This is a genomic window from Coleofasciculus sp. B1-GNL1-01, assembly GCF_040220235.1.
GTDB lineage: Bacteria > Cyanobacteriota > Cyanobacteriia > Cyanobacteriales > Coleofasciculaceae > Coleofasciculus.
This window is the reverse complement of record NZ_JAVJTO010000011.1, coordinates 21,982-45,119: the sequence shown is the minus strand read 5'-3', so window position 1 is coordinate 45,119 and position 23,138 is coordinate 21,982. Positions and strand designations below refer to the sequence as shown.

The following is a 23,138-nucleotide window of genomic DNA, read 5'->3' as shown; positions in this document are numbered from 1 at the left end:
TTTCAGTTACTATATTACTTTTCTTCAACAGAACCAACCCTGACAATACGCCGAATTTCATCCGTTTTAAACCCGATCGCCATCGGACGCCGCATTCCTGGCAATACCGCCACGTCATACAATTCCGTGACTATTCCCTCAATTCGCAACCAATGGACAATATCCCCACTCCGCAAATCAATCACGAATAACCCACATCGCGGTTCAGCCTGCTTACTCTCTAACTTCTCATCCAGCGCCAAACCCGAAAACGTCTTATTCTCCCTCGGTTTCGATAACCCGACAATGGCAAAATCCCCACTAAACGCCAACCCGCGCAAATACCCCGGACAAAAGGCTACCGACTCAAAACTCCCCCGTTCTAAGTCAACATATCCAAACTCCCCTGTGCCAGAATTGAGCAACCAGAGCTTCTCCCGATACAGTCGCGGTGAATGAGGCATCGATAACCCCGTCAAAATCACCTGATTACTCCCCACATCCACCACACAACCCCCATCGCGCCGTTTATCCCGCCAGCCATCAGCAACATCGGACTGACTCACGGCTGTCACATACCTGGGTTCTCCCTGTGCGATCGCTAAACCATTCAAATGACACCGATCTTCCGCCGCCAGCTTAGAAATAAACGGGGGTTGCCATAAGGGGATAAAACTGTGGGTTTCGCTCACTGTGGCTAAACAGCTAAATAAGGTATTGACAAAGATGGGATGGGGGGTTACAGGGGGATCGACCACCGCCACATCATGGACATCTAAATCCCCCGTCACATACCCCACTTGCGGCACATAAAGACAGTCATACCCGTTGTGAACTTGTCCTGCTTCCAGAACATTTTCAAATCGCCATACCTGATAAAGTGAACTCAAATAAAGGGTGGAACCATCGATACACAACCCCATACACCGCTCAAACGTGCGCTCAAAGATTGATAACTGTCCCGTTGGCTGTACTCCAATAAAAAATACCTTGCCAGCTTGATAGGTCGTAAACGCCAGACTGAGATGTTGCTCGGCTAACCAAGCCGTGAATTGCCGAGAACCCGTTATTTCTAATGACGGGGAATTCGTCGAGGAGAATGGCGATTGATGCACCATGAGCCTTGTACTCTCGATGAAAGCCACAAACGTTGTTCGTTATTTATATTAGGAGTAATCGGCAACTCAAAAATTAGTCAACAGAAAATCTTTACCGAATCTTCATACAGAAAGCCGAATTTTCTCTCTTCATTAACAGATTTTACTTTTTGTAAAATTTAGTGAAATATTAGCTGTATTTTTTCAATTAAATGATATGAGAAAAAATACGACATTAGCTCTATCGCACATCTAAGCTGTTCAGCATTTAAACCATAACGCCAATAATCCTTCCCCTTCTGGTAGTGCGATCCAGGCAACTCGCTACTCATATCTAAGACACCCAGGAGGCGCGATCGCGAATTAATCAAGAAAAGGTTTCCTGTTTATTTGCTATCTTTAACGCGACTTGGGACAATTGACACTCACCGCCCTATAAGGACGGTGATTCTTCCGTCGTAGGGATTCCTATGAATTTACCCTCAGAAAGCATCTTAACCGTGTGTCCCACGGCTCTTTGTCCACGAATACAGACTATTTGTGCGGCAGCGACATCCCTATCGGTGGTGTAGCCGCAGTGACCGCATGAATGGACACGCTCAGACAGTAGCTTTTGAGAAGTTTCGGTTAAGCAATTCGGGCATATCTGGCTAGTCTTTTTGGCGTCTGTTTTTAGGAAGAATACACCACGCTTAAAGCAACATTGTTCTAGTACCTGAAGGAATTGACCCCAGCCAGCATCCAGGCAGTGTTTACCTAACATTCCTTTTGCTAATGCTTTTAGGTTAAGTGATTCAACGAATATCATACCCGCCCAATCACAAAGATTATGTGCTAACTCCCAGTGGTAATTCTTCCTAATGTTGGCTATCCGTTCATGCAATCGGCTGACTTTGGCTTGTGCTTTTTGGCGATTATTACTCCCTAGCCGCTTTCTAGATACCCTTTGTTGCAGCAATTTAAGCTTGCGCTCAAGTTTCCGAAATGGCTTAGGATTGGGGAATAATCTACCGTTTGAGACAGCTACAAAATGGCTAATTCCTACATCTAGACCTATTGGCTCTCCATGGGGCATCGGTTGAGGTACATCAATCGCCCATTGTAGGGTTAACATGACGTACCAGCCTGATGCACGCTTAACTACACGCCCTTGCTTGAGAGTTGCCCCTTCTGGTATTGGGCGTGATTGGTTAAACTTAACTAACCCAATTTTGGGCAACTTAACCCTGTTTCCCTGAATGGGTTCTTTCCCCAATTGAGGGAATACAAAAGACCGCATTCTGCCAAACTTTTTGAACCGAGGGAAACCGTGACCGCCCTCCCACATACTGACAAACGCTTTTTCTAGGCGTCTAAGTGTCTGTTGGAGGACATGAACCTGTACTTTTTTAAGCACAGGAATATTAGCCCGTGCTACGGTTAATCCACGGCATTGACTTGCATACGTAGGTCTAGGAGCATCAGCCGAAATGATGTATTCAGATCGGAGTGAGCAAGCGTTAATCTGACACTTACGAGAGTTATACCAGTCCTTGCGTTCACGCAATGCGTAGTTATACACGCGGCGGCACTGCTCTAACCAATCTTCAAAGATGGCTATCTGAGTTTTTGTGGGCTTGAGTTTGAACTCGTAGGTTAGATTAAGCTGTTCGGCATTTAAACCTTAATGTCAATAATGGTGAAATCCTTGTAGTGCGAGCATCTTGCTCGCTACTAATACCCAATTTAAATGCATGACAGCTTAAACAACTTGCATCACCTCCTTGCCCCAATATACACTACTTTTGAATAAACGTCCGGACGATTATTCAAAAAGTCCCGATGGCAGGGGGAGGCTTGTGACCCAAGTTTTCGGTCAGGAAGAGTCATCCTCCTGCCAAGAAATCACCTTGACGTTGTAAAACGTTTCGATCCAAACCTTAGCACCACATCTGGGACTATCGGGACGATAAACAACCCGGCATCCTCCCGGTATTTCCACCTCATGACCATAGACATTCCTATTGCCAGTTTGGGTCGCCTGATCATTAGCTCCAATCAGGGTCCTGGGGTCGCACCACTTCTTCACCGTAATCACTGGCTGGTGTGAATTATGTTTTTGATTCTGTCGAATTCTCTGTGAATTAACGTGAATGATAGTTTTCGCGGGCTTTCTGGGATTGCGCCAACGAGGAGCTGGACCTCTTTTCCCTCGCTGAATCAGTGGTTTGCCATTAAATAGAGGCATTAACCACATCCTCCCGGTCTTGTAAGCGCCTTCCACTCTGCCTTGGAGCAGCAGGACTCTCAGTCGAGCTGTAGAGATATTTAAAATTTTAGCCGCTTCTGTTGTACCGACAATCATGTTAACTATAAGGATAGCGTAATAGTTTTGAGTAAGTTACGTTTCTAGGATTGGACAATTCCCCCCAATTTACTTTTATATCCCTCAACCCTATTGGTAGGATAATTTCCCCGATCGCGTGGATGAAAATTGGCAGGGATTTGGTTTGGGTATTTACGCTTGCTTGGACTCAACCGGGCTTAATTCCACGAGATCCAGCACAAGGCGATCGCGTGGAAACTATTGACTCAACGTCAAATAAACTGCCCAAATTGCCATCGCCCGCAGATAATGACCTGCCCGAAATGTGCCAATCGGTGTAATCGCTTCTGGGGTGCGGAATTGTAATCCATTTTCATAGACTTGTCTGACGACTGATTCAGTTAGTTTTAATGCTTCATCCTTCATCCCCAATTGAATTAAAAATGCCGCTAGTCCAAAATTAATCCCAGTCCACACCTCTAAGGGATGTGTCGCATCCGGATGTTCGGGAGAACCATCGGGTTTTACTCCATTGGCTGCACCAAATTGGGCATTATGGAACTTTAAGAAACAAGACTCGTAAACCGTTTTTAATGCCGATTGGGTACATTCTGGGGGAACAATATCTGGCAATCCTAATAATTTTGCATAGAATTGACCACAAAGTTGATCTGCCATCACCACATCGGAATCACTGTCGCTATCCAGGCGATAATATTGACCATTCCAGAGTTTTTCTTGATAAATCGGTTTCGCTTGTTTTAGCCATTGCTGATAGTTGTTCAGGGTTTGTTGAATCACCTCTGGATCAGGTAGATTAATGGAAAAAACCAGGGTGTAGTTGTCCAAGAGAATTTGGGCGATCGCGCTTCCGGCTTCTAAGGCGGCTAACCATAGTCCACCACAGTAGGCGCTAACGCCCTGCAACTGCCAATCATCAAACGTCTGATCCGGTGCGCCGGAGTTTTCCGGAATCCCATCCCCATCCTGATCAAAGGTTTTCAGATACGCCAGCGCCTTGACAATCGCTGACCAACATTCGGCTAAAAATTCAATATCCTTTGACCCTGTAAACACAAAGGTTCGATACACCTGCAAAACAAAATCACAGGGTAAATCCTTCCACTGATTACAATCTTGATAACTGGTGTAGTTGGTTTTCTCCCACGGATGCTCATTCGCTGCACCTAAATCGTGAGGTGTCGCATCAGCGGCTTTGCGAATCGCTGTGGCTTGGTTGTAACCAATAATTCGAGGCGTATCATCACTCGTGGGAATTGCCCGGGCAAAGGCTTCCAATACCGCTTTATCCAATCTTGACCACAGCATTGCTAGGGCAAATGATCCATACAGCCGCACATCTAAACTTTCGTACCAACGATAATCAAAGGATTCCAACACCCCGAACTGACCTACTGGATTGCGTTCATTTGCCGAACTCCAAATTGTTCCCCCAGCCGATAGTAAATAGAGTTCATTAAACAGCGCCATTTTGAACCAATTGGGTAAATCCTGACGCTGTAAAATTGGATTTTGCCAGGATAAAATTCTCTCTTGCCAAAGGTCAGAATGTTTAAGGGCGGTGCGAACCATTGACCAGGCATTATTCCCGGTGCGCCCAAAGAAATCAGTATAACGGCGGTAATATTTAACTCCAGCCGAAAACTCAGTTACCGGAAAATCCCACGCCAGGATAAACGGGATTTTCCGGGTTCTACCTGGGCGCAGTCTTACCCGTACCGCGATCGCACCTGCAATTTGTTCTCCGGGTTCAGCCGGGGTTTCGTCTTGCACATCACTCAGACTTCCATCACTGGCAAACGTATTCCACACCTCCGATCCATCGCCTGTGGGATTCCAGCGACAGTGATAAAATACCTCCTGACTGGGATTCGTCACCGTGGCAAAACAGAGTTGCCCTTCGCCTTCTTCAATTTCATCCCGCAACCTCACCCGATCTAACAGACAACCCACGCGGAAATTATCCACAATCCACTGATTATAATTCCCCGTACTATTGCCCCAACGGGGTTGATACTCGTAAACTGGACTCCCATCATCTCGTACTTGAACTTGAGGATGCTGAATTGCGTTGGTAAACCAGCCCACCATATTCTGCCAGGTAAGCATAATACTTAAGGTAATCGGCTGATCGGTGGGATTATGGGCAGTCCATTCAAACACCGCCACTGGATAACTGCTTTCCTGATAACACTCCGCCCAAATTGGGGAAAACTGTTGGCAGGTTAACTCTGTTTGAAATATATTCTCGTAGACAAACCAACTGCGGGGATAAAGGGCGTGATAGGTTCCTGTAGTGACGTTTGACGTTTCCCCAGTGGGATACCATTGCCATTTGCCCAAACTGCTATCCTCTGGGGGTTCGGTGCAAAGGGCATAAGCTTGGGCGTCTTGGTTTTCTGGCTGTTCAAACACACTAAACTGGCAAGCTGGCAAAGATTTAAAGGTATGTTCTCCCCCATCCAGATGCCATAGATTAAAATCTCCCCGTGGCGATCGCCCCAGACAACCTGCGCCAAATCCACCAAGGGGCATACCATGCCAGGGTCCATCATCCAGATTACTGGCATAGCGTACAGTATAAGGATTCTCCCAGCCCTGTCCAATTGGACGGTGCCAGGTACTCTCAGGGATAGTTGGGCGCGGTGGTTGGTAGATCATGTTTTAGATCTTACGGCGTAGTGGGTCACTTGCACTATTCTGGAGCAATCTCACATCTTGCGCCATTCTCCAGGAAAGCAAGGATATTCTGCGATCGCACTTATTGCTTTAAACGTTTAAAAGTGGATAGTTGACAAGCCGCTTCCGCTTTATATTTCGGCTTTCCCGGATTTAGGGTGGAACTCCTGTAGATGAGACGCTGAGACGTTAAAATACTGACGATACAAATTGCAGCTAGGCAGCACGCGATCGCCTTTTAGATGCACCAATCCCATGGTCTGTAATTGTAAGGCTTGCTCCCATTCTAATTCCACAGGTTTTTGCGAAGTTGTCACTTGGGTAAATGCTGAATAAAGTTCTGGGTACTGTCGCAGATTCGATAATTGCTGACACAGGTATTCACTGTAAATTCTCACTTTTCTGGTATACTTAGCTAACAACTCTTCTAGGGTAAAATCTTGTTGCCAAATGTGATAAAGTGCCTTTCGGATCAGATAGGGATGACCCCCAACTAGAGACATGAGCTGTTTTACCTGATCAATATCCCAATTGAGTCCATGACGCCATGCCAAATCTTGTACCTGCTCCCAGGTAAATTCTGGCAACCCTATTGATAGTCCCACATTAAACGGTGAGTGCTTAACAATCGAGGGCATATAAATCTCGGTTGAATAAACGACGACTAGCCGCAGTTTTTCCCAGACTCGGCTCAGGCTATTTCCGTACTTAGCTTTCTCATTCCAGGTTCGCAACAGGCAAAAAAAATTTGAGGCAATTTCCTGGTATTGAAAGATTACTTCAACATTATCTAAGCCAATAACGATAGGGCTGTCGATTTCTGCTAACACATAGTTCTCAAAATAATCCGTGCTACTGGATTTGCCACCCAAAATAGTATCCCAATAATCAGCCACTTGATTCGGTAACCCTAAACTTTTACCAATGCTGGCGCAGAACCATTGTAAGAATTTATCGAGATTACTCAAAACATGGCTACTCGCAAGCTGAAAGCTTAAGGTTACAGTATGATACTCTTGCCATCTTCCTTGCTGTAGAATTTTTGCCATTAGGGATGTTTTACCCATTTGCGTGGGAGCATGAATGCGAATTAATGCACCTGGTTGTCCAATAGCATCGTAGCAGCGTTCTTCAATGGGAGGACGTTCTATATAAAAGGAAGACTCTAGCGGAACTTGACCTCCGGGTAATTCAGGGCTGATGCAAGATGTGGCACAATTTTTTGTAGCGGATGTAACAGATAATGGAGTTTGGCACGATATTTCTGGACAAACGGACTGAGTGGCTATATCGATTGCTTTCTCTACCATCCACTCTTTCGCTTTACGTTGCAGAACTACTGAAAAATTCTTCTTATTAACTTTTGTACCAAGCACTTGGGATAGAAAGTTCCATAACTTGGCACCAACTGTCTTGGCGTGAGCGCTGGAGAAACAGTAAGTTTCGGCAATTTGCTCATAGGATTGATGTTCCCAAGATCCCCGCAGGACAGCCATTTGCAGAGTATTTAAGTGTTGCTGGGTTTGGGTATAGACAAAGGATTGCAAGAGTTCAAGTGCTTCTTCAAGACGCATGAGTATTTTTACTCCTATAGACACACCTGTGGGCAAGTTGACCTGAACTTCATAAAACCTGCCTACTGTTTTACACAAGCTTGATAAACCTGACCAACTTCTTTATGAAAACTTTACAAAACCTGCCTACTGTTTTACAAACGCTTCATAAAGAGGGTGACTTCTTCATGGGAACTTTATAAAACTGCTTCGAGATGTTGCTACTTTTTGCTACTGACAGCGCTGAAGAGACAGTTTAAGCTACCGAATGACAGCTAAATAAATAGCTTTTACCTTTTGGAGAAACGAGTTATATGTCTACTTCTACCCTTATCAAACTTTCAGCCTTTGCAGCCAGCTTCGTTAGTTTGGTTGGATTTTCAACTCTATTCGGTGTCGAATCTTCCTATGCTTCTATAGTTAATGGTGGGTTTGAGACAGGTAATTTTGACGGATGGCAAACTCTCGGTGATACTAGTATTGAGACATCCGCGTTTGGTAGTGGTCCCAAGGAAGGAGATTTTCAAGCGTTACTACGGACGAGTTCAATTAATGATTTTCAGTTAGAATCCTTTCTCGGATTACCTTCGGGCAGCTTGGATGCTCTGGGAAATGGAGATGCAACTGAAGGCTCTGCTATCAAACAAACATTCACGGCAAAGGCAGGTCAAGTTGTAAAGTTTCATTGGAATTTTCTGACAGATGAGCTAGACTTTGACGACGATCCATTTAGCTTCAATGACTTTGCTTTTGTTTCACTTACATCTTTAAATGAATTAGGCGATACTTCCTTAAGCTTCATGAACTCGTTAACAGAATTTTCTGATGAGACAGGGTTTGAGGAATTTTCTTATGTAATCCCAACCACTGGAACATATAGTTTAGGAATTGGTGTTACCGATGTCGATAATCGCATTTTCGAGTCCGGATTATTGGTTGATAAGGTTGCAGTGACCCCCGAACCCGCTTCTGTTCTGGGACTCTTAGCAGTAAGCGTTCTAGGCGCTGGCTCAGCTTTCAAGCGTAAACAACAGCGCAAGGCTTAAGTATATAGCCTTAAGCCACTCAAAAAACATGGCTTCTGCATGGAGACCACTCACTAAAAATACCTGGGGAGGTCTCCCTTTTTGAATAAACTATTAAACTTCATCCAAAACCTATCTCGGAGTGCTATATCTAATAGCAATTCACGCAACACTACTCATGTTTTCCATTTACATCCTCACCCATAATGAAGAATTAGACATCGCTGCCTGTATTGAATCAGCCCTGCTTTCAGATGATGTCATTGTTGTAGACTCATTCAGCACAGATCGCACGATTGAAATTACCTCCCGCTATCCCGTCCGAATATTACAGCATAAATTTGAAAGTCACGGAAAACAACGCACCTGGATGCTGGAAGCGATTCCTACCAAATATGAATGGGTCTACATTCTAGAAGCGGATGAACGTATGACTCCCCAACTGTTCCAAGAATGTCTGGACACTATCCAAAATCCCAAACACATCGGCTATTATGTGGCAGAACGAGTCCTGTTTATGGGTAAATGGATTCGCCACAGCACCCAGTATCCCCGCTATCAATTGCGCCTGTTCCAGAAAGATAAGGTCTGGTTTACAGATTATGGTCACACTGAACGAGAAGTTTGTAACGGTTTCACAGGTTTCCTAAACGAAACCTATCCTCACTATACCTGTTCAAAAGGCTTGACGCGCTGGATTGACAAGCATAATCGCTACTCCACTAATGAGGCGGCTGAAACGTTGCGACAACTCGAACAGGGACGAGTGAATTGGTGGAATTTGTGCGTGGGTCAATCAGAAGTCGAACGACGGCGGGCGTTAAAAGATTTGTCTTTGCGTCTTCCCTTCAGACCTTTGCTGCGCTTCATTTATATGTATTTTTTCCTCGGTGGTTGTCTAGATGGTCAAGCCGGTTTTGCTTGGTGTACACTACAGGCATTCTACGAATATCTGATTGTTCTCAAGAGTTGGGAGATGCAACAGCAGCCAATTGCATCCGGAAATAAGCGACAGGATAGCAACGGAGTAGAAAAAAATAAACAATACCTTTCCTTTGATGAGAAAACGCCAAGCGCTGTATATTAATAAACCCTTACGCAGCAATGGACAAACAGTTCAGGTGTTACCGGGTATTCGGTTTCCTGAGATTATCAACTGGGATGAAAAATTGATTGCCACGTCCTATGTTTTACCCGATGTGGCTTTGGCAGATGTGCCTGATGGAAAAGCAGTTGGTAACTGAAACGAGTACCTCTCAACTAAAGGAGGAGTCAGATTCAACTCAGTTGTCTAACTCTCCGTTTGCGAAAAAGTCTGAGAAGCCGAAGCGAAAAAAACACGGATTTGGTATCAGCAGCTAATTTCTATTTTGCACTAAGCCGTGAACTCAAGTACTAAGCCGTGAACTCAAGTTCCGGAACCTAAAGCTAAAACCCGTTAAAACGGGTTAAAACATCTAGTCAGCTTTAGCTGACTTTAGCTATCAGCCGGAAATTTATTTCCCGGCTGACCTATTGATTCTGAGAGTAAGGAGCAAACAAAATGCTGTCTTATTGAAATCTTGAAAAAGTTAATTTTATTAAATTTTTATCATTGTAAATACTTATTAAGGTGTAAATTTAACGTAACAGTCGTGATCGCACTTATTTTAAGAGTTGTAACAGCCGTTGTAATTCTCCACAAGCTACCTGAAGTGACGCAGGTGCGTTGTCTGGTAAGTTCTGAGAACGGCATTGTTCTGCCAGATTTTCTACAGATGGTTTACAAGCCGCTTCCTTCTGGTATTTTGAATACTCTGTCTCCTCATCCACGGTTTCTCCCTGCAAAAAATGTATCCAAGTCTCAATATTACGTTTAGGAATGAAAATCGCGATCGCGTCATCGGGTTGACGATTTTGTTGGGAATTTTCGCTGAGGGCGAGATCCAACTGATTGAGTCGTTCTTGCAAGCCACCTGTATCGGCATCAATCAACACAACCAATCCAATCGATACACGGTTTCTATTCTGACGATAGGCTTTGACTTCGACTGGATACTGACTCCGTACATACTGTTCTCCCGATTGGCTACCAGGCGGACATATTTTAGAGCGAAATATACCAGTCAAACCGCGCTTTTTCAAGAAATGACGGGCAAAAACTTCTTGCTGGCGATCCTCACACAGAATCACGATCTGCACTCTACGCTGACTCACTCAACCATCTCCTGGCAATGAGTTCTGAGACGGGTAATCCAGAACTATCAGCGACTTCATTACTAATCCGTTTAACTCGAACCGGAGCGTTACTTTGACGCTCAAACCAATAACCAATGGGTGACGCTAAAAGATAGTTAATTAACTCAGGATGGTGAGAAATCAGTAACGCTTGGAGTTGTCCCTCACTGCAAAAATCATAAAGCTGAATCAACCAAGGTTGAATTTCTGGTAAGGCTAAGAAATTTTCTGGTTCATCAATGCATAACGTATACTCTTCCTGTTTTGTGCCATAAATCAGTGTGTATAAAACAATTAACATCTTTTGTCCATCGGATAATTCTCGAAATCGATATTTAAGGGGTTGAGAATTATCTCCATCTCCGGCAATCCGTAGTGTCAGCACTAAATTTTGTTCGCTTACTCGTTCAAATTTAAAACTATAAAATCCCTCAATCACCTCTTTTAATACATTGGCGATTTCAGCAATTTTGCCTTGATCCTCAGAAATATAGCGATACCAAGACACAAAATTTTCCATTTGAATTGCCAAACGCATTTCTTCCTGGGAACTTTCATCAATCATCAAGCTGGGAATGATTTTGACGATAATAAATCGTTTAATCCGTTCTCTAAACCAAGTTAACTTGGTATTGTCATTTCTTGGCATCAATGAAGGTATCATAGACTGCGACCAGTCAAAGGAGTATTGCGGTCCCTCTGAATGGTTGTCTCGATAGAGTTGAACGTCACCTAACTCAAATTTCAGTAAGGGTTGGTTATCAAACCACAGACGTTCATACTCAACACGGCATTTATTCTGATTGTGACCAATACCCAATTCGTATTTGTAACTGCCACCATTCCCTTGAAGTTCGAGTTCAAACCGTTGAACAGTTAAGGTTTGCCAGCGGGTACAGTCGGCAGAGTCAAAAATTTTATCGACTTTGCTATCACCACTGACAAATGCCTGGATTTTCTGTAAGACTTCAAAAACTGTCGATTTACCCGTTCCGTTAGCACCCAGAAATAGATTAATCGTATCAACGTCAAGTTCAAAGTTGACTAGACAGCGAAAATTATCAATATAGATACGTTTTAACATAGGATTATCTATTAAAAAACAGACTATTTTTTTATCTATCAGTCTCTTGATTAAATCTGTTTTTTCTTCAAATTAAAGGGAAGGGGACTCACTACAAAATGCCACAAATACTGGCGATATCCTAACACAGGAGACAATCCAACGCTGCAAGGGATAGGGAAGCCTGGTTTGTATGCACCAGTACCCCCGTTTACGTGGAAATGCGATCGCTTATAGCGAAGACAGCCCAACGGCTAACCTAAGTGCCATTGAACTGAAAAGCGTGCATTTTGAGATCACTGAAACCCTTGATATACCGTAGGGTGGGCATTGCCCACCAGAAAACGAGGAGCGTGACATTCAATCGAAGCGTAGCCGTGAACTCAAGTTCCGGAACCTAAAGCTAAAACCCGTTAAAACGGGTTAAAACGTCTAGTCAGCTTTAGCTGACTTTAGCTATTAGCCGGAAATTTATTTCCCGGCTGACCTATCAAATGGCTGTCTGCCTTTGCGATCGCATCTAGCGAAGATAGCGCAACGACGAACCTCGCTGGGGAGTCTGTGTCCTTTTATCGCCGTCTACCAGAATTGTCAATGTTATGTATCTACATGCACCCCAGTACCTCTATAACACTGAGTCTACTTTTGCCCATATTAATTTAATTGTAAAGTTTTGTAAAAAATAGTTAGAGCAACTACTTCAATTAATGTAAATAAATGTAAAGTAAATTGAGCAACTTCCTATCGAATTGTGTCAAACAAGGGCGAAAACGCTGCATCGGTCAGCATTTTCTGGTAAAACCACTAAAGTTGCCCTAACTGTAACGCCAAGCCGATTCCAAGGGAAATCAAGCCAACCTTCCCTGGAACCCTACCCATGAGAAGAGAACACGGATCAAAAGGAGCGAGAACAGTATGTTCACTCACGTCAAGTCCACCATTCGTCACATCACCCCCGATGACCCCAAGAATCGTCACGTACTGAAGGTGGTCTATGTCGTGCTAGAGCCACAGTACCAAAGTGCCTTATCTGCGGCTGTCCGTTCAATTAATCAAAATCAGCCGGATATCGCCATTGACATCAGTGGCTACTTAATCGAAGAACTCCGCGACGAACAAAACTATCAGGCATTTCAGCAGGATATTGCCCAAGCCAATATCTTTATTGCCTCGCTAATCTTTATCGAAGACTTAGCGGATAAGGTAGTCGCCGCCGTTCAACCCCATCGCGATCGCTTAGATGCAGCGGTGGTATTCCCCTCCATGCCGCAGGTGATGCGCCTGAATAAATTAGGCAGCTTCTCCATGGCACAACTGGGTCAATCCAAGAGTGCGATCGCCCAGTTTATGAAGAAGCGTAAAGCCAAGTCAGGCTCATCCTTCCAAGATGGGATGCTGAAGCTATTGCAGACGCTGCCGAAAGTCCTGAAATATATGCCCATCGATAAGGCACAGGATGCCCGGAACTTTATGCTGTCGTTCCAGTATTGGCTAGGGGGTTCCTCTCAAAACCTGGAAAACTTCCTGTTAATGCTGGCAGATAAATATGTGCTTAAGGAAAGAAGCCTTGATTTTAATGATCCGGTGGTTTACCCAGATATGGGCATTTGGCATCCCCTGTCTACAAAGATGTTTGAGGATGTCAAAGAGTATCTCACCTGGTATAACAATCGCGACGATATCTCCGACGATTTAAAAGATCCCTTCGCCCCCTGTGTCGGTTTAGTCCTGCAACGTACCCACCTGGTAACCGGGGATGATGCCCATTATGTGGCAATGGTACAGGAATTAGAAGCCATGGGCGCACGGGTTCTGCCTGTGTTTGCTGGGGGACTGGATTTCTCTAAACCCGTGGATGCCTTTTTCTATGACACGCCCACGAGTAAGGGACAAGCCAATGTGCCACTGGTGGATGCGGTGGTATCTTTGACTGGATTTGCCTTAGTTGGGGGTCCAGCGCGACAAGATCATCCCAAGGCAATTGAAGCCTTAAAACGTCTCAACCGTCCCTATATGGTGGCATTACCCTTGGTCTTCCAAACCACCGAAGAGTGGGAAGGGAGTGACTTGGGACTACACCCGATTCAGGTAGCCCTGCAAATTGCCATCCCCGAACTCGATGGCGCGATTGAACCGATTATATTATCGGGACGAGATGGCACCACCGGGAAAGCGATCGCACTTCAGGATCGGATTGAAGCCGTGGCAAAGCGGGCGCTGAAATGGGCAAGCCTGCGCCGTAAGCCGAAACTGGATAAGAAGGTGGCGATTACGGTGTTTAGTTTCCCGCCAGATAAAGGGAATGTGGGAACGGCTGCCTATCTGGATGTCTTCGGGTCAATTTATAAAGTCATGGAAGCCCTAAAACATAACGGCTACGACGTGGAAGACTTACCCGAATCCGCCGCAGCCCTGATGCAAGAAGTCATCCATGACGCCCAGGCGCAGTATGCAACCCCAGAACTGAATATTGCCTACCGGATGTCCGTAATGGAATATGAACGGTTTACCCCGTACTCCACCCGTTTAGAAGAAAACTGGGGTCCACCACCGGGACATTTAAATAGTGATGGACAAAACCTGCTGATTTATGGTAAGCAATTCGGCAATGTGTTTATTGGCGTCCAGCCCACGTTCGGCTATGAAGGCGATCCGATGCGACTGTTATTCTCCCGTTCCGCCAGTCCTCACCACGGGTTTGCTGCCTACTACACCTATTTAGAACATCTCTGGCAAGCGGACGCCGTACTGCACTTCGGCACTCACGGGTCATTAGAATTTATGCCCGGTAAGCAGATGGGGATGTCGGGAGATTGTTACCCGGATAATTTAATTGGTTCGATTCCTAATCTCTACTATTACGCTGCCAATAATCCCAGTGAAGCCACGATCGCGAAACGGCGCAGTTACGCCGAAACCATTTCCTACCTGACGCCTCCGGCGGAGAATGCAGGGTTATATAAAGGGTTGAAGGAACTGAATGAATTAATTGGGTCTTATCAAACCCTGAAAGACACCGGACGCGGCGTTCCGATTGTGAACACAATTATGGATAAATGCCGCTTGGTGAATCTGGATAAAGATATCGCCTTACCGGAAAAAGACGCCAGTGAACTGACTTCAGAGGAACGGGATACCCTGGTGGGGTTAGTCTACAAAAAGCTGATGGAGATTGAGTCGCGGCTGTTACCCTGTGGGTTACACGTCATTGGTAAACCACCTACGGCTGAGGAAGCGATCGCGACTTTAGTTAATATAGCCAGTCTGGATCGTCCAGAGGAAGAAATCCTGAGTCTCCCCCGAATTATCGCCAACAGCCTGAACCGGGATATCGACGAGATCTATCAAAATAACGACCGAGGTGTCTTAGCAGATGTGCAGTTACTCCAAGACATCACCCAAGCCACTCGTGCGGCTGTGGCGGCGTTAGTCCAAGCCCAAACTGATGCCGAGGGGCGGGTATCCAAGGTGACGAGTCTGAATTTCTTTAATATGCGGAAGCGCACCCCTTGGATTGAAGCGCTAATTGATGCGGGGTACTGTCAAGTTGACTCGGAGGCGATTAAACCCCTATTTGAGTATCTAGAATTCTGTCTCCAGCAAGTGGTGGCAGATAACGAACTGGGGGCTATGTTGAAAGCATTGGAAGGGGAATATGTTCTACCCGGACCCGGCGGTGATCCCATCCGCAACCCGGATGTATTACCCACGGGGAAAAATATCCACGCCCTTGACCCCCAATCCATCCCCACCACCGCCGCCGTAAAATCAGCAAAAATCGTCGTAGACCGTTTATTGGCGCGACATCGGGCGGAAAATGGCGGAATTTGGCCCGAAACCATTGCCTGTGTTCTCTGGGGAACGGATAATATCAAAACCTACGGGGAATCCCTAGCACAAATCATGTGGATGGTTGGGGTGAAACCCGTTCCTGATGCGTTGGGGCGAGTGAATAAGTTAGAACTGATTTCCCTAGAAGAATTAGGGCGTCCCCGTGTAGATGTGGTGATTAACTGTTCTGGCGTATTCCGGGATTTGTTTATCAACCAGATGAATCTGTTAGATCAAGCTGTGAAAATGGCGGCTGAGGCGGATGAACCTGAGGAGATGAATTTTGTCCGCAAACACGCCATGCAACAGGCGGAAGATATGGGGATTAATCTGCGTCAAGCGGCGACGCGGGTGTTCTCCAATGCATCGGGTTCCTATGCGGCTAATGTGAACCTGGCGGTAGAGAATAGTACGTGGGAAAGCGAATCCGAGTTACAGGATATGTACCTAACCCGGAAATCCTTTGCCTTTAGTGCGGATAATCCGGGAACCATGGAACAGAATCGCCAGATTTTCGAGTCGTCGTTGAAAACAGCAGAAGCGACATTCCAGAATCTGGATTCCTCGGAGATTAGTCTGACAGATGTGTCTCACTATTTTGATTCTGATCCGACGAAGGTAGTCTCAACCCTGCGTCAAGATGGCAAGACGCCTGCATCCTATATCGCCGATACGACGACAGCAAATGCCCAGGTAAGGACATTATCGGAAACGGTGCGTTTAGATGCGCGGACGAAGCTACTCAACCCGAAATGGTATGAGGGAATGCTGAGTCACGGCTATGAAGGCGTGCGCGAACTCTCGAAGCGGTTAGTCAATACCATGGGTTGGAGTGCGACGGCTGGCGCGGTGGATAACTGGGTATACGAGGAAGCCAATGAGACGTTTATCCAGGATGAAGCGATGCGTCAGCGGTTGATGAATTTGAACCCTCATTCCTTCCGCAAAGTGGTGTCCACGTTGTTAGAAGTGAATGGACGCGGGTATTGGGAGACGAGTGAGAGTAATCTGCAGATGTTGCGCGAATTGTATCAGGAGGTTGAGGATCGGATTGAAGGGATAGAATAGTCGGTGACATGACCATTGTGTAGAGACGTTGCATGCAACGTCTCTACATCATGATCGGGGAAAACCCATAATCTTGTACAAAACCAATATCGGGTTGAATCTATCCGATTAACGAGGCGGCAAAGGGTTGATATTTCATCCCCCATCTGTACCCGCGATCGCACGTTTTTCTTCGCTGATGTTATAGTCGGTGACATGACCATTGTAGAGACGTTGCATGCAACGTCTCTACACCATCATCGGGACAAACCCATGACCCTGTACAAAGGCAAATATCGGGTTGAATCCACTCGATTACCCCACAGAGACTATGGCGCAAATGGCTGGTATTTAGTCACCATTTGTACACGCGATCGCACATTTTTCTTCGGTGATGTAATATCAGGAGAAATACACCTGTCCAAGATTGGGCAAATCGCCCAACAATGCTGGGCAGATATTCCTGATCATTGTGCCTATACTGATCTGGATGCTTATGTCGTCATGCCCAATCATTTACATGGCATTGTGATTATTAATAAACCTAATTCATCCTGTAGAGACTTGCATGCAACGTCTCTACATTCCGTGGCGACACGGAGTTCTATCGGGCGAGATCACTAATGTCTCCGAAAGCAGGTTCTCTGGGTGCAATCATTCGATCATACAAAGCAGCCGTTAGTCAGTGGTGTAAAAGGAATAATTATTCATCTTTTGCTTGGCAACCGCGATTTTATGACCACATCATTCGCGCTGATGGATCATTAGACCGAATTCGAGACTATATTATCAACAATCCGGCTAAGTGGGAAGATGACAAGGACAATCCCGCAAATTTGTGGATGTAATCTCTAATTATTAAATAATTTAAGAATCAAAAACTAAATATTTCATTTAGTTTTTGGATGTTGTTCAATATAGTTTTCTGAAATAACAATTTTTCCAAACTGGCTCAGCTTTAAGTCAGCATTATAGATAGTCAGATTTTGCTGACTTCTTGTAATAGCAGTGTAGAGCAGTGGGACTTTAGCTTCCTCTTGTTCTTCTTCAGGATTAAAAAATACAAGGATATTGTTAAGTTCCCATCCCTTAAAACTATGTATTGTACAGACTTTAATCCTTCCCCCTTGCATCCAAAAACCAGCTCTATAGCGACGTCGTAGTTTGTTTCGTTCTTCTTTGAAATTCTTTTGCTCATCCTTACATTCATTAGAAAGTTGAGTATTCTCTTCTTTCGACTCAAAGTTGCACTGTGGTTTCGGTAGCTTAAGCTCATCTAAAACCTGGCACACCTGCCAGCCATCCTTGACCGTACATACTAGGATAGCTATATCTGCACGAGCAGTATTTTTATCTTGAACAAGCTCTTTAACGTCTTCTCGTATAACATTAACTATCTCATCCTTTGTACCATCAAACCAGAGGTTACGCACTAACAAGTTACCTTGAGTGGATTTTATAGACTCTACAGAGCCAGACTCACCCTCTTGTTTAGCCCAACTAGCGAGAGCATTAGCAAGTTTCGCTGTTTGTTCTGGAATTCGATAAGATTCCTTTAGTAGATTCTTACCTCGAATTGGAATTTTTTCCCGTTCTTTCACACTCTTACCATAAATATTCTGCCGATCATCTTCGCAAAACATCAGATGATAACCAGAAGCACCTATTTTCTGTAGCTTTTGAATCCAAGCTCGTTCAAAATCTTGTCCTTCATCAATAAGCAGCACATCTATCGGTTTTTTCATACTCCGCTTATCTACTTCTGGGTTTTCCTTTAGATATGGAAAAAAGCGATGAAAGTGACCCACTTCGATATTTCGATGGTAATGTGAACCGTAATGACGGGCTAGGCGAGTAACCAAGTCACGAAGATAGTTCGCCATCGTGATGTTAAAACACACTAGGAGCACCTTTTTTCCATCTCTGGCAGCATTGACTGCCTTGTGAATTAGTACAAAAGTTTTACCAGAACCTGCAGCACCAAATACTCTACGACTTCCAGATTCATTAGGCAGTAAATCTTTCTGTTTTTTGTTAAAAGGCGCTAATAGAGTTTGAATATCCGTACTACCATGTTGAGGGTAAGCCAGTGCATTCGCTAATCGGTCAGCTAGCCCAATTTCCGCCATCATACCTGCAAATTGAGAACCGTGACGAAGACCACATCCCCTTATAATTCCTCGCAAAAAGTTCGGATTGAGGATGTTATTTCCAAATACATTTGAGTAAGGCTTAAGGATTGGCTTAAGCCTTTGTATTACATCTTCAGTCGTATGCTTGTGAAAGTAGACGATTGGCTGGATTAAACGATGAACACTCCGGTCAAGCAGTCGTTTAGCGTCCAGAAGTGGGATTTCGTGTTCAAAAATAGACTGACGATACTTTTCTACTTGTTTCAGTGGACAGTAATCTTCTTGAGATCGAGTTACCCATTTTCCTGTATCCCAAACCTGCCAGTCATACTCACCATCCTCATGGACAATAATTCGATAAGAATTTAAGTTCCAATCTTTAACCTCAAAAACCCCAATGCCAGCATCTTCGCTAAAAATCACAATGTCTGGTCGAAGACCATTTAAATGAGGTTGAACATATACAGTCCAGTTATCGTCAAGAGCTTGGTCTAAAGCCTTCATGAGAGCATCTTCACCATCTGTAAGCTTTTGGGGTAGGCTATCAATTTCTGCTCTATCTGGTACTAAAATAGCCATCTTGAAATTTTCCCTGGGATTCTTAAGTCTAAGTTCAATATAGCCAAAGCATTTCCAGCTTTACTACTTCTGTCTAACCTACACCGTGATCGCACTAAAAACCACGGATTATCTTGTCGCCTTCCAGGTAAGCTGTACTAATTTTGCTTCCCAATTGTCCCAAACTGTAGCCTATATTCATCGCAGCAACTCGCTCTTGGGGCGTACCATGATGATCAAGATTCCAAAAATTGTAGTCACCTTTGGTAAAGAGGCTGCTTGCAAAAGCACGAAGATCGCGATAGGGAATGTAATTTTTGACTCCTAGATAGTATCCCGCTAGGAAGTCAGCGTGCAATTCCCTAAGCTTTCCAATAAGCTGTGATTGATATTTCCACTGAAGAATATGAGCAAACTCATGTGCCATGATTCCCACAACCGCTAAAACCCCCTTATCCATACTAAAAAGTTCATCGTACAGGAGCCTGATACCTAAGTAGATCGTTCCATAGAATCCAGGATCAGTTACTCCCCAGTAGGCAAAGGCATTGGGACCTTGGAAGTCATCAATTATTAATAGAGTTGGATTTACTGTAAAAACAATCGCTAACTGACTATATTCATTGGAGATTAAGGAGTTAAGATTTGGATTCCCCGTACTTCGATAGACAGCTCCAGGGAAAGGACTTCCTAGCGTACATGCAGATGTATATGGGTGACTCCAGTATATGTTTACACTTTCAGATACTATTGGATTTACCATTGCTTTTACCAGTTGGTGTTTTTTATGATCAACAAACATTGACTTTATCCAAAAAAATATTAAAGAGTCGATGTATGCGATCGCGTCTGTCTTTCCTGAAGTGCGATCGCTCTCCACTAAAAATCAAGCTCTCAATTCCTCTAACACCAAAACTGCCAACCCTGGTAAAGAAGGTAAACGCGCATCATTAGTCAAAAAAAACGAAGCACCTTGACGAATTGCTGTAGCCATTTGAATTGCATCAGGCGTTCTCAAATTGTAAGCTGCCCGGAGTTGTGAAGCTTCCTCAGCAATAGCTACAGACACTTCGATAGTCGTCAAACCTTCTTCATTAAACAAGATGTCACGATATTGTTGAGCCAGTATTGTGTTCCCTCGCCGTAGAGGATAAACTAGCACTTCTAACAAAGTTATCACCCTCGGTTACAACCCTAAACTCACCGCGCACCATTGCCTCAAAAAAAGCGTCAGTCATCTCCAAGTAAGTCGGATTTTCCTCTATAAAGTAAATCAGTGGCGCACTATCCAAACCAACGACTTGCCCCTGTAACTGCACTATCCATTCCATGAGTCTCGTTCCTGATTAACATAGTCTTGAGCATCCATGCCATTCCAAATTTCTTTACCTAGCCCTCGCAACTCCAAGATGCTACGTTTGGGCTTAGGTGCTAACGTCACTCGTTGATGAATTAAGCTGAACAATTCTTCTATCAGCCGCATTTGCTCATCAGGAGTAAGGTTTTCAGCTAGACGACGTACTTCATGATAAGTAGACATATACTTTCTGTTGTAATGCTCTTGCCCTAAGTCCAATATACACAGAGTGATCGCCTTTGTGGCTCAAATGTAGAAGTTATTATGCTCCGAGTGGATTGAAACCGCCAACGAGTTAGGGCGTCCGATTCCTGAACCCAAAGGTCGCTTGATGGAAAGCCTAATTGATAGAAATTGAAGTGCGATCGCGTTTCTGTATCGGTGTATGCGATCTTTCCAGGTTCGACGGTAGGGGCGCAAGCCTTGCGCCCTTTCTCATGTGTCCATGATATCAGTCGCCTATTTTCTGATCCCCGTAAGAGATATCAAAATGTTTAGATAATATTTTATTCCACTTAATCTTATGATCAATTTGAAGCTCAGAATCTGATTCTATCAACAATTGAACAAACTTTTCTTCCTTTTCAGCTATAAAACCATTTCCATTTTCTTCTTCCTGACGCCCAAGAAATATTTGTTCTTTTAATTGTTGAGCAATTTCAGAAACCATCGGAATGCAGACCGAGTTTCCCACTTGCTTGTAACATTCTCCTAAATTTCCGTGGAGTTTAAAATTCTCTGGAAATCCCATAATTCTATAACACTCTTTAATCGTCAATTTGCGAACGGCATTTTCTTCAGGAAGATAAATAAAGAATCGCCCCGAGGTTTCTTGAGAAGGTATTGTAGGATGTATGCCTTCTACTGAATAAATCCTATTTGGTTGATGGTGAACCCTAGATAAATGATGAGTGTTGGGTCTAACTCCTTTTTTCCAAATACTCTTATTATTCCGATATCCTACAAAAATTAATCCCGATTGCTGTTGTTTGGGTTGATCTATTAAGGTATAGCTGTCTGGCTCTAAATATTCAAAATCTTCAGAATCAGAATTGGATAGAAAATTTTTTAATTTTGCTCTAGAATTTATTTTTTTTAATTTATTAAAATTAAATCGTTTGTTTTTGGTAGCAACAATAATTATTCTTTCCCGGTTTTGGGGGACTCCAAAATCTTTAGAATTCAGCAGACTATAATTGACTTTATATCCCAAATCTTCTAAAGAATACAAAATTACATTGAGCGTTCTACCTTTATCTTGATGCATTAAATATTTTACATTTTCCAGGAGAATAACCGGAGGTTTTTTGGCTGCGATTATTTCACAAATGCGAAAAAACAATGTACCTTGTGTATCCTGAAAACCTTTTCTTTTGCCACATATACTAAAAGGCTGACAAGGAAACCCTGCCGTTAAAACCTCAAAGTCAGAAATACTATTAACATCTATTTTTCTAATATCACCTGCGGGTTGATCTAAAAAATTATTAAAATATACTTCCTGACACTTGGGATCAATTTCACAAGAATACACGCATTCATAGCCCGTTTTTTCAAAAGCAATTCTAAATCCACCAATTCCAGCAAATAAATCAATAAACTTCAGTTTGTCCATCCCTGTTTTTCAGTAAGTTTTATTCTCTATTATAAAACATGGTTGCAGGTTCAGGCATCCCCAACAAGCAACCCAGAAAATTATCCAGTCAATATGGATCGGTTAAGACAACTAAATGAGAGTGAAACTACTGAAATATTATAGTTCATCTTCGGAGGAACTAATTCAGAATTTTGAACTTCGTGTTGATCTTCTCAAGAAAACGATCTGCCGTTTCAATACTTCCTCTCTGGGCGAGATAGTCCATAATACTCTCTATATCTCGGCTTGCTGTTGGTGTAATTCAGCCAACATTGCTCATCAATTAATCTAAGCGCGACGCTGTTGCAATTTCTCTTGCAGACCAATTATTACTGTTTCTGCATCCAACAATTCGCCTCGTTCAGCCGCTTCCACTCCAACCCTAATCTCGCGACGTAATTCCTCAAATCGTCCTTGATAAAGATTTTCTCGTTCCTGTAGCAGCTTAATACCAGCCAAGAAGACTTCATCAGTAGAAGCATACTTGCCGCTAGCAACCTGATTTTTGATAAACTGTTCCAGTTCCTGTGGCAATGTAATTGGCATACTAAAATCAGCCTCAGGTTAACCTGCTGCTATTGTAACGCGATCGCGCGTCCCGTTTCAGGGCAATAACCTTTGTAATCAACTGACAATAA

18 protein-coding genes and 2 pseudogenes are annotated in these 23,138 nt (G+C 43.9%); 7 read left to right on the top strand and 13 right to left on the bottom strand.

The window, feature by feature from the left end; all coding sequences use genetic code 11:
* Window positions 1–14: 14 nt before the first annotated feature.
* The 5 genes and pseudogenes from RID53_RS02420 to RID53_RS02400 form a co-directional block, all read right to left on the bottom strand.
* Complete coding sequence (locus RID53_RS02420) at window positions 15–1,097, bottom strand: TIGR03032 family protein (RefSeq protein WP_446386630.1); 1,083 nt, start codon at window positions 1,095–1,097, stop codon at window positions 15–17.
* Between the two features lie 412 nt (window positions 1,098–1,509).
* A pseudogene (locus tag RID53_RS02415) lies at window positions 1,510–2,718 on the bottom strand (RNA-guided endonuclease InsQ/TnpB family protein); the annotation flags it as partial.
* Window positions 2,719–2,931: 213 nt separating this feature from the next.
* Window positions 2,932–3,420, bottom strand: coding sequence for a DNA-binding protein (locus RID53_RS02410; RefSeq protein ID WP_446386601.1), 489 nt, complete (start codon window positions 3,418–3,420; stop codon window positions 2,932–2,934).
* 219 nt (window positions 3,421–3,639) lie between these two features.
* Complete coding sequence (locus RID53_RS02405; RefSeq protein ID WP_446386600.1) at window positions 3,640–6,063, bottom strand: GH116 family glycosyl hydrolase; 2,424 nt, start codon at window positions 6,061–6,063, stop codon at window positions 3,640–3,642.
* Window positions 6,064–6,212: 149 nt separating this feature from the next.
* Window positions 6,213–7,655, bottom strand: coding sequence for an AAA-like domain-containing protein (locus RID53_RS02400; protein ID WP_446386599.1), 1,443 nt, complete (start codon window positions 7,653–7,655; stop codon window positions 6,213–6,215).
* Between the two features lie 293 nt (window positions 7,656–7,948).
* Between RID53_RS02400 and RID53_RS02395 the strand changes: the two genes are divergently transcribed.
* From RID53_RS02395 to RID53_RS02385, 3 genes are all read left to right on the top strand, one after another.
* The gene (locus RID53_RS02395) at window positions 7,949–8,680 is read left to right on the top strand and encodes a PEP-CTERM sorting domain-containing protein (protein WP_446386598.1); all 732 of its coding nucleotides are present in this window, start codon (window positions 7,949–7,951) and stop codon (window positions 8,678–8,680) included.
* Window positions 8,681–8,837: 157 nt separating this feature from the next.
* Window positions 8,838–9,746: a glycosyltransferase family 2 protein gene (locus tag RID53_RS02390; RefSeq protein WP_446386597.1), complete on the top strand. Its 909-nt coding sequence runs from the start codon at window positions 8,838–8,840 to the stop codon at window positions 9,744–9,746.
* A complete protein-coding gene (locus tag RID53_RS02385; protein ID WP_446386596.1) occupies window positions 9,718–9,903 on the top strand; it encodes a hypothetical protein in 186 nt (61 codons plus the stop codon). The genes RID53_RS02390 and RID53_RS02385 overlap by 29 nt, the downstream gene beginning before the upstream one ends.
* 400 nt (window positions 9,904–10,303) lie before the next feature.
* Here the strand turns inward: RID53_RS02385 and RID53_RS02380 are convergent, their stop codons facing one another.
* Complete coding sequence (locus RID53_RS02380; protein WP_446386595.1) at window positions 10,304–10,855, bottom strand: hypothetical protein; 552 nt, start codon at window positions 10,853–10,855, stop codon at window positions 10,304–10,306.
* Window positions 10,842–11,960, bottom strand: a complete 1,119-nt coding sequence (locus RID53_RS02375; protein ID WP_446386594.1) for an AAA family ATPase — start codon at window positions 11,958–11,960, stop codon at window positions 10,842–10,844. The genes RID53_RS02380 and RID53_RS02375 overlap by 14 nt, the downstream gene beginning before the upstream one ends.
* A 172-nt stretch (window positions 11,961–12,132) precedes the next feature.
* Here RID53_RS02375 and RID53_RS02370 point away from each other — a divergent pair, with 172 nt between their 5' ends.
* From RID53_RS02370 to RID53_RS02355, 4 genes are all read left to right on the top strand, one after another.
* Window positions 12,133–12,261, top strand: coding sequence for a hypothetical protein (locus RID53_RS02370; protein WP_446386593.1), 129 nt, complete (start codon window positions 12,133–12,135; stop codon window positions 12,259–12,261).
* 593 nt (window positions 12,262–12,854) lie between these two features.
* Window positions 12,855–16,838, top strand: coding sequence for a magnesium chelatase subunit H (locus tag RID53_RS02365; protein WP_446386592.1), 3,984 nt, complete (start codon window positions 12,855–12,857; stop codon window positions 16,836–16,838).
* A gap of 252 nt (window positions 16,839–17,090) precedes the next feature.
* Window positions 17,091–17,441, top strand: a complete 351-nt coding sequence (locus RID53_RS02360; RefSeq protein ID WP_446386591.1) for a hypothetical protein — start codon at window positions 17,091–17,093, stop codon at window positions 17,439–17,441.
* Window positions 17,441–17,665 carry a transposase gene (locus RID53_RS02355; protein WP_446365019.1) on the top strand — a complete coding sequence of 75 codons (225 nt, stop codon included), beginning with the start codon at window positions 17,441–17,443 and terminating at the stop codon, window positions 17,663–17,665. Before RID53_RS02360 ends, RID53_RS02355 begins: the two co-directional genes overlap by 1 nt.
* A gap of 42 nt (window positions 17,666–17,707) precedes the next feature.
* Here the strand turns inward: RID53_RS02355 and RID53_RS02350 are convergent, their stop codons facing one another.
* The 6 genes and pseudogenes from RID53_RS02350 to RID53_RS02325 all read right to left on the bottom strand — a co-directional run bounded on the left by RID53_RS02350 (window position 17,708) and on the right by RID53_RS02325 (window position 23,046).
* Window positions 17,708–19,528, bottom strand: a complete 1,821-nt coding sequence (locus RID53_RS02350; RefSeq protein ID WP_446386590.1) for a UvrD-helicase domain-containing protein — start codon at window positions 19,526–19,528, stop codon at window positions 17,708–17,710.
* A gap of 94 nt (window positions 19,529–19,622) precedes the next feature.
* Window positions 19,623–20,309, bottom strand: a complete 687-nt coding sequence (locus tag RID53_RS02345) for a hypothetical protein (RefSeq protein ID WP_446386589.1) — start codon at window positions 20,307–20,309, stop codon at window positions 19,623–19,625.
* An 84-nt stretch (window positions 20,310–20,393) separates the two neighbouring features.
* A pseudogene (locus RID53_RS02340) lies at window positions 20,394–20,838 on the bottom strand (type II toxin-antitoxin system VapC family toxin).
* The gene (locus RID53_RS02335; protein WP_446386588.1) at window positions 20,826–21,047 is read right to left on the bottom strand and encodes a hypothetical protein; all 222 of its coding nucleotides are present in this window, start codon (window positions 21,045–21,047) and stop codon (window positions 20,826–20,828) included. Before RID53_RS02335 ends, RID53_RS02340 begins: the two are co-directional and overlap by 13 nt.
* A 268-nt stretch (window positions 21,048–21,315) precedes the next feature.
* Window positions 21,316–22,479, bottom strand: coding sequence for a DNA cytosine methyltransferase (locus RID53_RS02330; RefSeq protein ID WP_446386587.1), 1,164 nt, complete (start codon window positions 22,477–22,479; stop codon window positions 21,316–21,318).
* Between the two features lie 309 nt (window positions 22,480–22,788).
* Window positions 22,789–23,046, bottom strand: a complete 258-nt coding sequence (locus RID53_RS02325; RefSeq protein WP_446386586.1) for a type II toxin-antitoxin system ParD family antitoxin — start codon at window positions 23,044–23,046, stop codon at window positions 22,789–22,791.
* Between the last annotated feature and the right edge of the window lie 92 nt (window positions 23,047–23,138).